The organism is Synechococcus sp. W60.3, assembly GCF_047502615.1.
Lineage (GTDB): Bacteria > Cyanobacteriota > Cyanobacteriia > Thermostichales > Thermostichaceae > Thermostichus.
This window is the reverse complement of sequence record NZ_JANSHJ010000017.1, coordinates 41,076-54,736: the sequence shown is the minus strand read 5'-3', so window position 1 is coordinate 54,736 and position 13,661 is coordinate 41,076. Positions and strand designations below refer to the sequence as shown.

At 60.2% G+C, this 13,661-nt stretch carries 9 protein-coding genes and 1 pseudogene; 1 reads left to right on the top strand and 9 read right to left on the bottom strand.

Annotated features, from left to right (window positions below; genetic code table 11):
- The 9 genes and pseudogenes from NW846_RS07695 to pflB all read right to left on the bottom strand — a co-directional run.
- Positions 1–207: pseudogene (locus tag NW846_RS07695) on the bottom strand (sulfate ABC transporter permease subunit CysT); the annotation flags it as partial.
- Positions 208–213: 6 nt separating this feature from the next.
- Positions 214–1,257, bottom strand: a complete 1,044-nt coding sequence (locus NW846_RS07690; protein ID WP_414515684.1) for a sulfate/molybdate ABC transporter ATP-binding protein — start codon at positions 1,255–1,257, stop codon at positions 214–216.
- Positions 1,258–1,432: 175 nt separating this feature from the next.
- Positions 1,433–2,467, bottom strand: a complete 1,035-nt coding sequence (locus NW846_RS07685) for a sulfate ABC transporter substrate-binding protein (protein ID WP_414515682.1) — start codon at positions 2,465–2,467, stop codon at positions 1,433–1,435.
- A gap of 75 nt (positions 2,468–2,542) precedes the next feature.
- Positions 2,543–5,350, bottom strand: a complete 2,808-nt coding sequence (locus NW846_RS07680; RefSeq protein ID WP_414515680.1) for a GNAT family N-acetyltransferase — start codon at positions 5,348–5,350, stop codon at positions 2,543–2,545.
- A gap of 52 nt (positions 5,351–5,402) precedes the next feature.
- Complete coding sequence (adhE, locus tag NW846_RS07675; protein ID WP_414515679.1) at positions 5,403–8,033, bottom strand: bifunctional acetaldehyde-CoA/alcohol dehydrogenase; 2,631 nt, start codon at positions 8,031–8,033, stop codon at positions 5,403–5,405.
- A 91-nt stretch (positions 8,034–8,124) separates the two neighbouring features.
- Positions 8,125–8,337 carry a hypothetical protein gene (locus tag NW846_RS07670; protein ID WP_414411138.1) on the bottom strand — a complete coding sequence of 71 codons (213 nt, stop codon included), beginning with the start codon at positions 8,335–8,337 and terminating at the stop codon, positions 8,125–8,127.
- A 189-nt stretch (positions 8,338–8,526) separates the two neighbouring features.
- Positions 8,527–9,279: a pyruvate formate-lyase-activating protein gene (pflA, locus tag NW846_RS07665; protein ID WP_414348406.1), complete on the bottom strand. Its 753-nt coding sequence runs from the start codon at positions 9,277–9,279 to the stop codon at positions 8,527–8,529.
- A gap of 154 nt (positions 9,280–9,433) precedes the next feature.
- The gene (locus NW846_RS07660; RefSeq protein ID WP_414348404.1) at positions 9,434–9,811 is read right to left on the bottom strand and encodes a pentapeptide repeat-containing protein; all 378 of its coding nucleotides are present in this window, start codon (positions 9,809–9,811) and stop codon (positions 9,434–9,436) included.
- 80 nt (positions 9,812–9,891) lie between these two features.
- Positions 9,892–12,198: a formate C-acetyltransferase gene (pflB, locus tag NW846_RS07655; RefSeq protein ID WP_414515676.1), complete on the bottom strand. Its 2,307-nt coding sequence runs from the start codon at positions 12,196–12,198 to the stop codon at positions 9,892–9,894.
- A gap of 397 nt (positions 12,199–12,595) precedes the next feature.
- Between pflB and NW846_RS07650 the strand changes: the two genes are divergently transcribed.
- On the top strand, positions 12,596–13,648 hold the full coding sequence (locus NW846_RS07650) for a VOC family protein (protein WP_011429385.1): 1,053 nt from the start codon (positions 12,596–12,598) through the stop codon (positions 13,646–13,648).
- The last annotated feature ends 13 nt before the right edge of the window (positions 13,649–13,661 follow it).

Genomic DNA, 13,661 nt, shown 5'->3' with positions numbered 1-13,661 from the left:
GTTGATCAGAGCCGCCAGCAACGCGGTTACAAAAGTAACTTCATAGGCGGAGAGGGCCACGGGAGCCGTCGCGATCCGCCAAAACTCCGCCCAGCCCACGCTGCTGGACTTGGCAATCAAGGCAGCCAGCGGCAGAATCAACATCAAGAAGAGATAGCCCAGGGTCAGCCGCCACGGCCAAGACAGTTGAGACAAAGCTTGCAGCAACGTTTCTCAAGCTCCCACCGGCATTGCGGTCATCTCGGTTTTTTTGACGGGAAAGGCTTTCACCACCTTGGGGCGCACATAGACCTGCTGCCCCACCTGCAGGGGTTGGTTGGCATATTGCTCGCGGCTGAGATGGGCCCACAGGGATCCGCCGTCGCTCAGAACCAGCTCTGCCTGAATCTCCCGCCCCAGGTGAATGATCTCTTTCACCCAAGCAGAGACGCCGCTGCTACTGGGGTTAACTTCAATCTGCACATCGTGGGGGCGCAAAAAAAGCTGATGCGGGCCGGCCTGCACCTCGGGAAGCTGGCAAAAGAGTTGGGAGCGGGGAGAAAGCTCGTTGACCGGGCCGACAAAGCTCATCACAAAGGGTGTAGCTGGATGGTCATAGATTTCTGCCGGGGATCCCACCTGTTCGATCCGCCCCTGGTTCATCACCACGATCTGATCCGCCACCTCCATGGCTTCCTCTTGATCATGGGTTACAAATACCGTTGTCACATGCACCTCATCGTGCAGGCGCCGCAACCACTTGCGCAGCTCTTTGCGGACTTTGGCATCCAGGGCCCCAAAGGGCTCATCCAACAGCAACACCTGCGGCTCCACCGCCAAAGCGCGGGCCAGGGCCACCCGCTGCCGCTGCCCCCCCGAGAGTTGAGAGGGGTAGCGATCCCCGAACCCCGATAGCTGCACCAGCTCCAGCAGCTCATCCACCCGTGCCCGAATCTCGGCCCGTGAAGCCTTGCGGATCTCCAAGCCAAAGGCGATGTTCTGCCGCACCGTCATGTGCTTGAACAGGGCGTAGTGCTGAAAAACAAAACCAATGTTGCGCTCCTGGACGCTGGCATGGGTAGCATCCCGCCCGGTGAGGGAAATCCGCCCCGTATCCGGCTTTTCTAGGCCGGCAATCAGGCGCAGCAGGGTGGATTTGCCAGAACCCGATGGCCCCAAGAGGGCAACCAGGGATCCCGTGGGAATGGTGAGATCGGTGGGGTGAAGGGCCTGAAACTGCCCAAAACGCTTCGATACCCCTTCGATGGTGATACCCATAGGTTCTGCCTAGCTAGTGGTTTGCCTGAGAAGTTGCTGGATGGTTGCCGGCTGAGTCTTCTGGAGAGGGTGAGGGCAGTTAAACCCGCGGCTAATCTACGGTAAACCTGTCAACAAACCGTTGATATAGCTCCCAAGATAACTTAGAATGGGGATCCAAAACAAGGGAGACTCCCTACAACTGAGCTTGGATGCGGTCAAACAAGGCCCCATCGGCAAAAAAGCGGCTTTGGACAACCTCCCAGCCTCCCAGGTCGGCGACGGTAACCCGCTTCTCAACAGGAGGGTAACGCCAGGCAAACTCTTGGGCCACCGTCGGCTCCACCGGGCGAAAGCCCACCTCGGCAAAAGCCCGCTGCGCTTCTGGGGTGAATAGGTAGTCCACAAAGGCTTCGGCCACGGCACGGGTACCTTTGCGATCCACATTGGCATCCACCACGGCTACGGGGTTGTCGATGGAAATGTTGGGGTCGGGCACCACATAGGACAGGGATTGGCCGCGCAAGCCCGCCAGGATCACCTCATGTTCGTAGGTAATCAGGGCATCCCCTTGCCCTTTCTGGAAAAAAACATCGGTGGCCTCTCGTGAGTCCCGCGGCAAAATGCGGACATTCTTGTAGACCTGGGTGGTGAAGGCCAGAGCCTGGGGTTCAGGGACAGCGCTCCAGAGGGCTAAAAAGTTCCAGCGGGCGCCCCCTGAGGTCTTGGGGTTGGCGGTAACCACCTGCAAGCCGGACCGAGCCAGATCTTGCCAAGAGCGGATCCCCTGGGGGTTGCCCTCCCGCGTTACAATTACTGCCACCGAACGGGTAACGATCCCTTGGTTGGGGGTACGGGCTTCCCACCCCGGCTGAATGAGACCGGCAGCCACGATGCGCTCCACATCCAAAGCCAGGGCCAAGGCCACCACATCGGCATCCAGCCCCTCGATGACCGCCCGCGCTTGCGTTGCCGAGCCAGCGTAGCTGCTTTCTACACGCACCCGTTGTCCAGTCTGGGCCAGCCAGTGGGCCTCAAAGGCAGGGATGATCTGCCGGTAGGCATCGCGGGTCACTGCAAAAGAAGCTAGCAGAATCCTCACTTCCCCCTGGGATCCCGCCCCGCCGCCGCAGCCACCCAGCCCCAGCAGAAGTCCCAGGAGCAGGGATCCCAGCCCCAGCCACCGCCCCACTCTCGCCGACCAGGCCACCGCGATGGGTAATCTGTTCACAGCCATCCCCAAAAGCTTCTCACCCCCAACCCCTCTCCCCAAAGGCGCGGGAAGGTTGGGCGTCAGGGATCTATTCTACGGTAAGCCGGTCGGTAAACCGTTTTTAGAGCCAGGGCTCCCTAGGCAGGGCGTGGGGAGCGCTGCATCGGCAGCAAGATCCAACGTGGCCCTGAGGAGGCCGGGATCCTCTGGGGAGGGGAGCAACTGGAACCCCAAGCGCCTACACAGGCGGCGCATGCCCTCGTTTTCGCTGAGCACCTCGCCGGCCAGGCGCTGGATCCCTTCGCAGCGGGCCACCTGAATGAGGCGGGTCAAGAGCTCCGTGCCGATCCCCTGTCTTTGGTAGGGATCCGCCACCAGCATGGCAAACTCTGCTTCTTGGGGAAAGCCATGTTTTCTGGAGAGGCGGCTGATGCCGAGGATTAAGGACTTCGTCCCGCTGACGCGATTGGCCTCTGGCTCCTGTTTTTCTGCTACTAAGGCAATCTCGCGGTCGTAATCGTTAAAGCAAATGCGGGTAAGGCGCTCGTGGGCGATGCGGGCGCTGTATTGGATGGGGTGGAAGTAGCGCAGATAGACGCTGTAATCGGAGACGTGGCGGTGAAAATCGATCACCAAAGGCTCGTCTTCGGGACGGATGGGGCGGATGGTGATGCCGTCGCGGAAGGGCCAGATGTACTGGCTGGGGTAGGGGCGGATGGCCAAGGGCACCTGGGGATCCTGCTCGGTTCGCAAAATGACGCGGGCATCCAAAGCCAGCAGGCCCTCGCTGGAAGCCAGCAGCGGATTGATGTCGATCTCTTTAATCTCCCGCTGCTCGGCCACCAGTTGGCTAAAGCGCACCAAGAGCTGTTCCAGGGCCTCCAGATCGACGGCTGGGCGTCCCCGCACCCCCTTGAGGGCTTTGTAGATGAGGGTATTCTCCATCAAGCGCCGCGCCAAGGTAGTGTTGAGGGGGGGAAGGCCGATGGAGCGATCTTGAAACACCTCCACCAGTTGGCCGCCGCTGCCAAAGAGCAACACCGGCCCAAATTGGGGATCCTCGCTGCTGCCCAGGATCAGCTCGTAGCCGTTGGTGGGAACCATGGGCTGCACCGTCACCCCTTGAAAGTGCTGGGATCCGGCTTTTTCGGCAACATTAGTCTGGATCTGCTGGTAGGCCCGCCGCATGGCTTCGGCATCGGGCAGGTTGAGCTGCACGCCGCCTACGTCGCTTTTGTGGGTGAGGGTGTGGGAGTAAAGCTTCAGCACCACCGGGTAGCCTATGGCCTCAGCAGCTTCCACCGCCGCTTCCGAACTTGCTGCCACCCGCGTCGGCACCACCGGGATCCCGTAGGCGGCTAGGATCTCCTTGGACTCGACCTCGGTTAAGAGCGTGCGACCTTGCTGCCGGGCTTGGCTGAGGATTTGGTGCACCCTATCCCGCTCGACCGCTCTTGCAGGGGGCAAAGTGGGAGTTTCGTAGAGGGCCTTGAGGTTGTCGCTAAAGCGCCACAAGTAGCTAAACACCCGTGCCGCCTGGTCTGGGTAGCGGTAGGTGGGGATCCCGGCCTGGTTGAGGATCTGCTCGCCGGCATCCACCAGGGCTCCCCCCATCCAACTGGCCAGGATGGGTTGGCGGGATCCGCTGCGCCGCCAGGTCTCCACCACTTTCTCAGCCGTGGCCGTGGGATCCGTCATGGCTTGGGGGGTGAGGATCACCAAACAGCCCTGGCTAGCGGGATCCCGCAGCACCACTTCCAGCGCCTGGGCAAAGCGCTCCGGGCCGGCATCGCCCAGGATATCGATGGGGTTGCCGTGGCTCCAGTGGGGCGGCAGGATCTGGTTGAGCTGCTCCAGGGTTTGGGGAGAAAGCTGGGCCAGGGATCCGCCGGCGCGGATGAGGGCGTCGGTGGCCAGCACCCCCGGCCCGCCGGCATTGGTGAGGATGGTGAGGTGGGGCCCTTGGGGACGAGGCTGTTTGGCCAGCACCTCCGCCATGTCGAAGAGATCTTCAATGCGATCCACCCGCAGCACACCACAACGGCGAAAGGCCGCATCCAAAACCGCGTCGCTGCCGGTGAGGGATCCCGTGTGGGAGGCCGCCGCCTGGGCCGCCGCCTGGGTGCGCCCCGCCTTGATGACGATGATGGGCTTGCTCAGCGCCACCTCGCGGGCCGCCGACAAAAACGACCGCGCATCCCCGACGGATTCCATGTAGAGGACGATGCTGTGGGTATGGGGATCCTGGCCCAGGTAGTCGATGAGATCCCCCCAGCCCACATCCAGCATTGATCCCAGGGAGATGAAGGCGCTAAAGCCCACATTTTCCCGCAGGCTCCAGTCCAGGATTGAAGTGCAGAGGGCCCCGCTTTGGCTGATAAACCCCACGTTGCCGGGTCGGGCCATCTGGGCGGCAAAGGTGGCATTCAAGCCAGTGTGGGGGTTTTGGATCCCCAGGCAGTTGGGGCCAATTAGGCGCAACTTGCCGCGGGCGGCCTGTTGGATGGTCTTTTCCAGGGCCAACCCCTCCGGGCCGATTTCCTTAAAGCCTGCCGAGAGGACAATGGCCCCCTTGACTCCGGCCTCGACGCATTCTTGGATAACCGCCGGCACCCCCGCTGCCGGGATGGCGATGATGGCCAGATCCACCGGCTCGGGCAAGGCGGAAAGCCGCTCGTAGGCCCGGATGCCCAACACCTGGTGCCGCTTGGGGTTGACCGGGTAGACAGTGCCGCCAAAGGGATGGCTAATGAGGTTCCACAGCACCGTGCGCCCAACACTGCCCTCGCGCTCTGTTGCCCCCACCACTGCCACCGAGCGGGGCAGAAAAATGGGAGCTAAGGGGTGGGATCTGGCCTTCCAGATGTCGAGGCTGGGATCGGGGCGGTGCAGCGTAGCCATAGCCGTTGCCAGGGTGGGGGTCACGTTTTGGCTGGGAGCAGAAAGGCGGCTCTTAGGCCAGAGCCGGCTCCGGCTGGTGGTAGAGAGCAGCCTCTACCCGGCAGCCCCGATAGGCCAAGATGTACAGCTCCTTCATGTCCTGGATGAGGGGGTAGCGGGGGTTGGCGCCGGTGCATTGGTCGTCAAAAGCCTGCTCCGCCATCGCTTCCAGACGGTCGTAGAACGCCTGCTCGCTCTCGCTGAGGGCCTCGCGAATGCTGGCCGGGATCCCCAGCTTCCGCTTGAGCTCCTCGATAGCCTCAATGAGGCGCATGACCTTTTCATCATCATTGGCTCCGCCCAACTGCAGGTAATCGGCAATCTCGGCATAGCGGTGCTTGGCGTTGGGGTAGCGGTATTGGGGGAAGATGGCCTGCTTAAAGGGGGCGTCGGTGGCGTTGTAGCGGATGACGTGGGTAATCATCAGGGCATTGGCCAGGCCGTGGGGCAGGTGGAAGGTGGATCCCAGCTTGTGGGCCAAGGAGTGGCACACCCCCAAAAAGGCGTTGGCAAAGGCCATGCCGGCAATGGTGGCGGCGTAGTGGACTTTTTCTCTGGCTTCTGGATCCTCGGCGCCCTTCTCGTAGGCCCGCGGCAGGTAGGTCATCAGCAGCTTAATCGCCTGCAGCGCCAGCCCATCGGTAAACTCGCTGGCCATCACCGAGACATAGGCTTCCAGGGCATGGGTAAGGGCATCGAGGCCGCCGTAGGCGGTTAGCTTCTTGGGCATCTTCAAAGTGAGATCCGGATCCACGATGACCATGCTGGGGGTGAGGGCGTAGTCCGCCAGGGGGTACTTGATCCCCACCCGGTCATCGGTCACTACGGCAAAGGGCGTCACCTCGGATCCCGTCCCGGAAGTGGTGGGGATGCAGACCAGTTGGGCCTTTTGCCCCAGCGGCGGCAGCTCGTAGACCCGCTTGCGGATGTCCATAAAGCGCGTTGCCAGGCCTTCAAACTCCAGCTGGGGCTGCTCGTACATCAGCCACATCACCTTGGCCGCGTCCATGGGGGATCCGCCGCCCACGGCGATGATGACATCCGGCTGAAACTGGCGCAGCTGCTCCAGGCCGCGGTTGACGGCGCTGAGGGTGGGATCCGGCTCCACGTCGTGGTAGACATCCCACTTGATCTGCAGTTCGTCCAAAACCCGGGTAACCGCCTGCAGCACGCCCAGCTCGAAGAGGGGCCTATCGGTAACCAAAAAAGCCCGTTTTTTGCCGGCCAACTCCCGCAGCGCCACCGGTAGACATCCCGGCTTGAAGTAGATCTTGGGCGGCACCCGAAACCAGAGCATATTTTCCTGCCGGTAGGCCACCGTTTTAATGTTGAGCAGGTGGCGCGGCCCCACATTGTCCGAGACGGAGTTGCCCCCCCACGTGCCACAGCCCAACGTTAACGAGGGATCCAGCCTGAAGTTGTAGAGATCCCCAATCGCCCCCAGCGAAGAGGGGGTGTTGATCAGCACCCGCCCTGTTTGTAGGGCATTCTCAAAGTAGGCAATATCGTCCCGATTGGCTGGATCGGTATACAAAACAGAGGTGTGACCCCGCCCACCGAAATTGACCACTTGGACGGCAATATCGACAGCGCTGTGGAAATCCTTGGCGCGGTAGAGGGCCAAAACAGGGGCCAATTTTTCGTAGGAGAACGGCTCCTCAGGCCCCACCTTGTCCACTTCTCCAATCAGGAGCTTCGTGCCTTCGGGTACTTGGATCCCGGCCAGAGCGGCAATGGTCTGCACCGATTGGCCGACAATAGCCGGATTGAGGCGGCCGTCTTTGAGGAGGAGGCAGCGCACCGCTTGCGTCTGTTCCGGATCCAAAAAGTAGGCCCCTCGATGGCAAAACTCCGCCTTCACCTGCTCATAAACGGCCTCCACCACGATCACCGCCTGTTCCGAGGCGCAGATCATGCCGTTGTCAAAAGTTTTGCTGAGCAAGATCGAGCTGACGGCTGTGGGAATGTCGGCGCTGGCGTCGATCACCGCCGGCGTGTTGCCCGCCCCCACACCCAGGGAGGGGTGGCCGGAGGAATAGGCCGCCTTGACTAGGGCGGGGCCGCCGGTGGCCAGGATCAACTTCACCTCCGGATGTTGCATCAAAGCCTGAGACAGCTCGATGGTGGGCTCGTCGATCCAGCCGATCAACCCCACAGGCGCACCGGCTGCCTCAGCCGCCTCCTTGACCACCTTGGCCGCGGCAATGGTGCATCGTTTGGCGCGGGGGTGAGGGGAAAAGATGATGGCGTTGCGGGTTTTCAGGGTGATGAGAGCTTTGAAAATGGTTGTCGAAGTGGGGTTGGTGACTGGCACAATGCCCGCCAAAAGCCCCACCGGCTCGGCAATGCGCTCGTAGCCAAAACTCTCGTCCCGCTCGATGACGCCACAGGTTTTCTCGTGTTTGTATTTGTTGTAAATGTATTCAGAGGCAAAGTGATTTTTGATCACCTTGTCTTCCACAATCCCCATGCCGGTCTCTTCTACGGCCAGCTTGGCAAGCGGGATCCGTTCGTTGTTGGCAGCCAGGGCAGCTTTGTGAAAGATTCGATCCACCTGTTCCTGGGTGAAGGTGGCATACTCAGCCTGGGCAGCTTTCACCTGTTGGATCAAAGCTTCCAGTTCCTCGAGATTGGTGACAGGCATAGATGGATCCCTCCAAAATCACATCCATACTGTTGAGAGTTAAGGCAATAGTTAGAAATTGCTGGAAGACTCAAGCGGGCTCACTGGCCGGCTAAGCGCCAACAGACGTAAGGATCTGGATCTCGGCGGTCATTTTTGGGGGATGGGTAAGGGTGTTGTGGATAATGCAAGCATCAACAGCTTTTTCCAGAACCCTTTGATGCCTTATGTCTTGGCCTTGGTTGACCAAAGGCTGATCGCTGAGGGTGTGATGGTCGCAGCTTTCGGCTTGAAATTGAATGCCATTTTGGTAGATTACGCGCACCCCCCTGGGGATCGCTCTCCCTCTATTTTGCGACTGCCAGAGTTGGCAAGCTCTTAGCCTGCTAAGTTCAACTAAGTTAAACCTAGCGCTACTTTGGAGGCAGCCTAAGAATTTTAGAGATAACTTTGGGATCAGGCTAATGCAAGTCACGATTGGCTCCGGTTTTGTTGCTGTCGCCACGGCGATAAACTAAACTGCCACCAATCCCCGCTCACGAAAGATCTGCAAAGCGTGGTTGATCTGTTCAGGAGTAGGCGGCTGAACATCGCTGAGGGTATAGGGCAAACCCAACTGCTGCCATTTGTATTCCCCTATCTTGTGAAAGGGCAAAACTTCCACCCGCTCCACGTTGGATAGGGTGGCTACAAACTCAGCCAATCCCTTAATGTTTTCCTTGGGATCCGTCAAGCCGGGAACCAGCACAAAACGAATCCAGGTAGGCTTGTGGATCTGGTCTAAATAGCGGGCCAGATTAAGAGTGGGTTCTAGCGAAACGCCGGTAACCTTTCGATACAGCTCCGGCAGATAAGACTTGATATCGAGCAACACCAAATCTGTATGATCCAACACAGGTTTTGCCGCTTCCAGTTGAACATAGCCAGAGGTATCCAAAGCCGTGTGCAAGCCCAACTCATGGCAGCGGCGGAAAATCTCAGCCACAAAGGTGGGCTGCATTAACGGTTCTCCCCCGCTGGCCGTTACTCCCCCGCCTTTGAGGTAGTAATTGCGGCAGCGCTGGATCTCCGCCATGAGGGAGTCCACTGTCACCACCTGGCCAGCATTGGGATCCCGACAGTCCGGATTGTGGCAGTACAGACAGCGCAGAGGACAGCCCTGCAGGAAGATGACAAAGCGGATCCCTGGCCCATCTACCGTGCCACAGGTTTCAACCGAGTGAATGCGGCCGGTCACCGGCCTCGAGGGGTTGAGGGAGGTACCCATAACTTCTATTCTCAATGGCTTTTGCAAAATATCAATTAATCTTGAGGTTTTCTTCCAAATTGCTGGCTACGTTGCCCACCCCCTGGCTTTGACTTTGGGTTTACCTGGGCTGGGTTTTCTTAAGTTGAAAACCGATGGAAAGACCCCAAAGGGCCTACTGGGAGACACCTGACGAGATGTTGTGTAGGCGATGCGCCTTCGGATCAAAGCCCGCTGGGAAATGGGTATAGGCATCGTAATCGGCGTGATCCAGCAAAGCCCCCTCCAAGAGGGCACCGCGGAAATCGGTGCCGAAAAGCAGGCATCCCCGCAGATCCGCTCCCGATAGGTTGGCGCCGGTGAAATCGGCAAAGCTGAGGTCACACCCCCGCAGGTTGGCGCCTGCCAGGTTGGCCCCGCTGAAGTCGGCAGAGCGCAGGTCGGCACCGGCTAGGTGGATCCCTTGTAGGTCGGCCTGGAGCAGCTCGATCCCTTGGAAATCTCGCTGTCCTGCCGCGTAGTCTCTAACCAAGTCCAAAGCGCTATAGCTCATCGAACCTCCTTGCTGGGGGATCCCTTCCCTCGACCCTGCTACGGGCAGCCTTCCGGGATCCCCCACTCCGCCGTTTTCCGTTAGAAGTGTTGGTGGAAGGTGCGGTTAATCACATCCAGTTGTTGCTCGCGGGTGAGCTTGATAAAGTTCACCGCGTAGCCAGACACTCGGATGGTGAGCTGGGGATAGAGCTCGGGGTGCTCCATGGCCTGCAGCAGGGTCTCGCGGTTAAGGACGTTGACGTTGAGGTGAAAGCCGCCATCCCGCATGTAGCCGTCCAGCAGCCCCACCAGGTTGGCAACCCGCTCCTCGGCGGTGCGACCTAGGGCCGCCGGCACAATCGAGAAGGTGTTGGAGATGCCATCCAGAGCGTCGTCGTAGGGCAGCTTGGCCACCGAAGCCAGCGACGCCACCGCCCCCTTGGTGTCCCGGCCGTGCATGGGGTTGGCCCCTGGGGCAAAGGGCTCGCCCGCTCGCCGCCCGTCGGGGGTGTTGCCGGTTTTCTTGCCGTAGACCACGTTGGAGGTGATGGTGAGGATGGACTGGGTGGGGATGGCATTGCGGTAGGTTTTGTGCTTGCGCAGCTCCGCCATGAAGGTCTGCACCAGTTGCACCGCAATCTGGTCAACCCGGTCGTCGTTGTTGCCGTATTTGGGGAAGTCGCCCTCCACCGCGTAATCCACCACTAGGCCCCGCTCATCCCGGATGGCCCGTACCCGCGCGTATTTGATGGCGGATAGGGAGTCGGCTGTTACCGACAGGCCGGCCAACCCAAAGGCCATGGTGCGCATCACGTCCCGGTCGTGCAGGGCCATCTCCAGGCGCTCGTAGCAGTACTTGTCGTGCATGTAGTGGATGATGTTCATGGTGTTGACGTAGGTTTTGGCCAGCCAGGCCATCATCTGCGCCATGCGCGGCCACACCTCGTCGTAGTCCAGGACATCGGCGGTGATGGGGGCGAAAGCAGGAGCCACCTGCTCGCCGGAGATCTCATCCCGACCGCCGTTGATGGCATAGAGCAGGCACTTGGCCAAGTTCACCCGCGCTCCAAAAAACTGCATCTGCTTGCCGATGCGCATGGCCGACACGCAGCAGGCAATGCCGTAGTCATCTCCCCAGTAGGGGCGCATCAAGTCGTCGTTTTCGTACTGGATGGAGCTGGTTTCAATGGAGACCTTGGCGCAGTAGCGCTTGAAGGCTTCCGGCAGCCGCTCCGACCAGAGCACGGTCAAGTTGGGCTCGGGCGCTGGGCCAAGGTTGTAGAGGGTATGCAGCATGCGGAAGCTGGTTTTGGTAACCAAAGGCCGCCCATCCAGGCCCATGCCGCCGATGCACTCGCTAACCCAGGTGGGATCCCCGCTGAATAGCTCGTTGTACTCGGGCGTGCGCAAAAACCTGACCATGCGCAGCTTCATGACAAAGTGGTCGATGAGCTCCTGGGCCTCTTCCTCGGTGAGGATCCCGGCCTGCAGATCCCGCTCGATGTAGATGTCTAGGAACGTGGAGACCCGCCCCAGGGACATGGCAGCGCCATTTTGCTCTTTGACGGCTGCCAGGTAGGCCAGGTACAGCCACTGGATGGCCTCGCGGGCGTTGCTGGCCGGACGGCCCAGGTCAAAGCCGTAGCTGGCCCCCATTTCCTTGAGCTCGTGTAGGGCTTTGATCTGCTCCGAGAGCTCCTCCCGCAGGCGGATGGTTTCTTCATCCATCGTGTCCAGGTCGAGGCTGGCTTTTTGCGCCTCCTTGTCCTCAATCAGCCGATCCACCCCATAGAGGGCCACTCGCCGGTAGTCGCCGATGATGCGGCCCCGCCCATAGGCGTCCGGCAAGCCCGTGATGATGCCAGAGCGGCGGCAGCGGCGCATCTCCTCCGTGTAGGCGTCGAAAACCCCGTCGTTGTGGGTCTTGCGGTACTTGGTAAAGATTTCCTTAACCTTTGGATCCAGCTCGTAGCCGTAGGCCTTGAGGGCCGTCTCCACCATGCGGATGCCGCCGAACGGCATAATGGCCCGCTTCAGGGGCTTGTCGGTCTGTAGGCCTACAATTTGCTCCAGCTCCCGGTCGATATAGCCCGGCGGGTGGCTGGTGATGCTGGAAGGAAGGTCCGTGTCGGCATCCAAAACCCCCCGCTCCCGCTCCAGCGCCATCAAATCCTTAACCTTGGCCCACAGCCGCTGCGTGCGTTCGCTGGCCGGCGCCAAGAAGCTTTCGTCGCCGGTGTGGGGAGTGTAATTGCGCTGAATAAAATCTCGGACATCAATGCAGCGTTGCCACCGTCCCGGCAGAAAATCTCTCCCAATCGTTTGATCGGATACTTTGCGTTCTGTGGTTTTTTGGGCCTTCGATTCTGTAGATAAAGCTACAGAACGCTGCGCGCTTGCTATCATAACAATCCTCCCGGCTATTACGCCTAACAACTCCGCCAATAGGCTGGCGACAGGGCGAGGCGACGCCTCAGCAGCTGCCAAAAGCTACAACAATCTTTGCAAAAGGGAAGGTCTAGCCACTCACTTGAGGGAGAGCTTTTAGCAACTCTGCTGTTTCTTTTTTTAGATGTTGGCCCTACACCTCGCCCACTTCAATTTTAGTCTCTTGCCCTGGGAAGATGTTTTTGTGGGCGCATTTTTAACCGTGTTTTTTAATGTTGTCTTAAGAGTTTGCTGGAAAGAGTTTTGACCTTTTCCCTCGCCGAAGGGCCGACCTATGCTGAGGTAGGGCAGCCCCGGTTGCCCCACCAGAAGACCTGGTGTTCGCGTTAGCAGTGCGTTTTCTATGAAGTTTTCTATGAACCCGTCCATTCGAATTGTCCAAGGGATCCACCACCTGCACTTCTACCTTTGGGATCTGCCCCGTTGGCGGGAACACTTTTGTCGGGTTTGGGGCTTCCGGGTGGCAAGCGACGCCGGCAACACCCTGGAGCTGGAGCAGGGATCCCTGCGCTTGCGCCTGTCTCAGCCGGCACGGGCGGGGGACGAGGTGGACCGCCATTTGCAGCGGCATGGGCCGGGGGTGGTGGATGTGGCCTTGGCGGTGGGAGAGCAGGAGCTACCGGCCTTGGCGGAGCTGTTGCGGGGCCGAGGCGCCCAACTGGCGTGGATCCCGGCAGCAGCGGCGCTCTGCCTCCACACCCCCTACGGGATCCGGCATTCTCTGATCCCTGGCCCCTTGGATGCCGCCCCTGCCGAAGCGGGCCTGTTTTCCCACTGGGATCACGTGGTGTTGAACGTGGAGCAGGGATCCCTGCAGGCGGCAGCCGACTGGTATGGGCGGGTGCTGGGCTGGCGGCGGCTGTACCGCTACAGCATCGGCACCGCCACCTCCGGCCTGGAAAGCGTGGTGGTGGGGGATCCGGAAGCGGGGATCCAATGGGCCATCAACGAGCCCACCTGTGCCGCTTCCCAGATTCAGGAGTTTTTGCATGCCCATGGCGGCCCGGGCATTCAGCACGCGGCGCTGCACAGCTCAGACATTGTTGCCAGCCTGCGCCGGTTGCGGCAGGGGGGAGTGGACTTTTTGCAAGTGGCGCCGCAGTACTACACCAGCCTGGAAAGGGAGCTGGGGTTGGCGCTCCGTTCTGCCCTTGGGCAGGCCATCTCCTGGCAAGACCTGGTGGAGCAGCAGATCCTTCTGGATGCTACCCTGCCCGCTTCTGATGGCCAGGATCGCCCCCTTCTGCTGCAGACCTTTACCCAGCCCCTCTTTGGTCGGCCCACCTTTTTCTTTGAAGTCATTCAACGGCTAGGCGGGGCCACGGGCTTTGGCGAGGCCAATTTTCAGGCTTTGTTCGAGGCCCTGGAACGGCAACAGCGACAGCGACACCAGGCGCTGACCCCTTAGCTACAGCCGGCAG

What these genes read in the sequence shown, in the direction of transcription:
- NW846_RS07690 (WP_414515684.1), bottom strand. Translation starts at nt 1,257, where the DNA reads ATGGGTATCACCATCGAAGGGGTATCGAAGCGTTTTGGGCAGTTTCAG.
- NW846_RS07680 (WP_414515680.1), bottom strand. Translation starts at nt 5,350, where the DNA reads ATGGCTACGCTGCACCGCCCCGATCCCAGCCTCGACATCTGGAAGGCC.
- adhE (WP_414515679.1), bottom strand. Translation starts at nt 8,033, where the DNA reads ATGCCTGTCACCAATCTCGAGGAACTGGAAGCTTTGATCCAACAGGTG.
- pflA (WP_414348406.1), bottom strand. Translation starts at nt 9,279, where the DNA reads ATGGGTACCTCCCTCAACCCCTCGAGGCCGGTGACCGGCCGCATTCAC.
- NW846_RS07660 (WP_414348404.1), bottom strand. Translation starts at nt 9,811, where the DNA reads ATGAGCTATAGCGCTTTGGACTTGGTTAGAGACTACGCGGCAGGACAG.
- pflB (WP_414515676.1), bottom strand. Translation starts at nt 12,198, where the DNA reads ATGATAGCAAGCGCGCAGCGTTCTGTAGCTTTATCTACAGAATCGAAG.
- NW846_RS07650 (WP_011429385.1), top strand. Translation starts at nt 12,596, where the DNA reads ATGAACCCGTCCATTCGAATTGTCCAAGGGATCCACCACCTGCACTTC.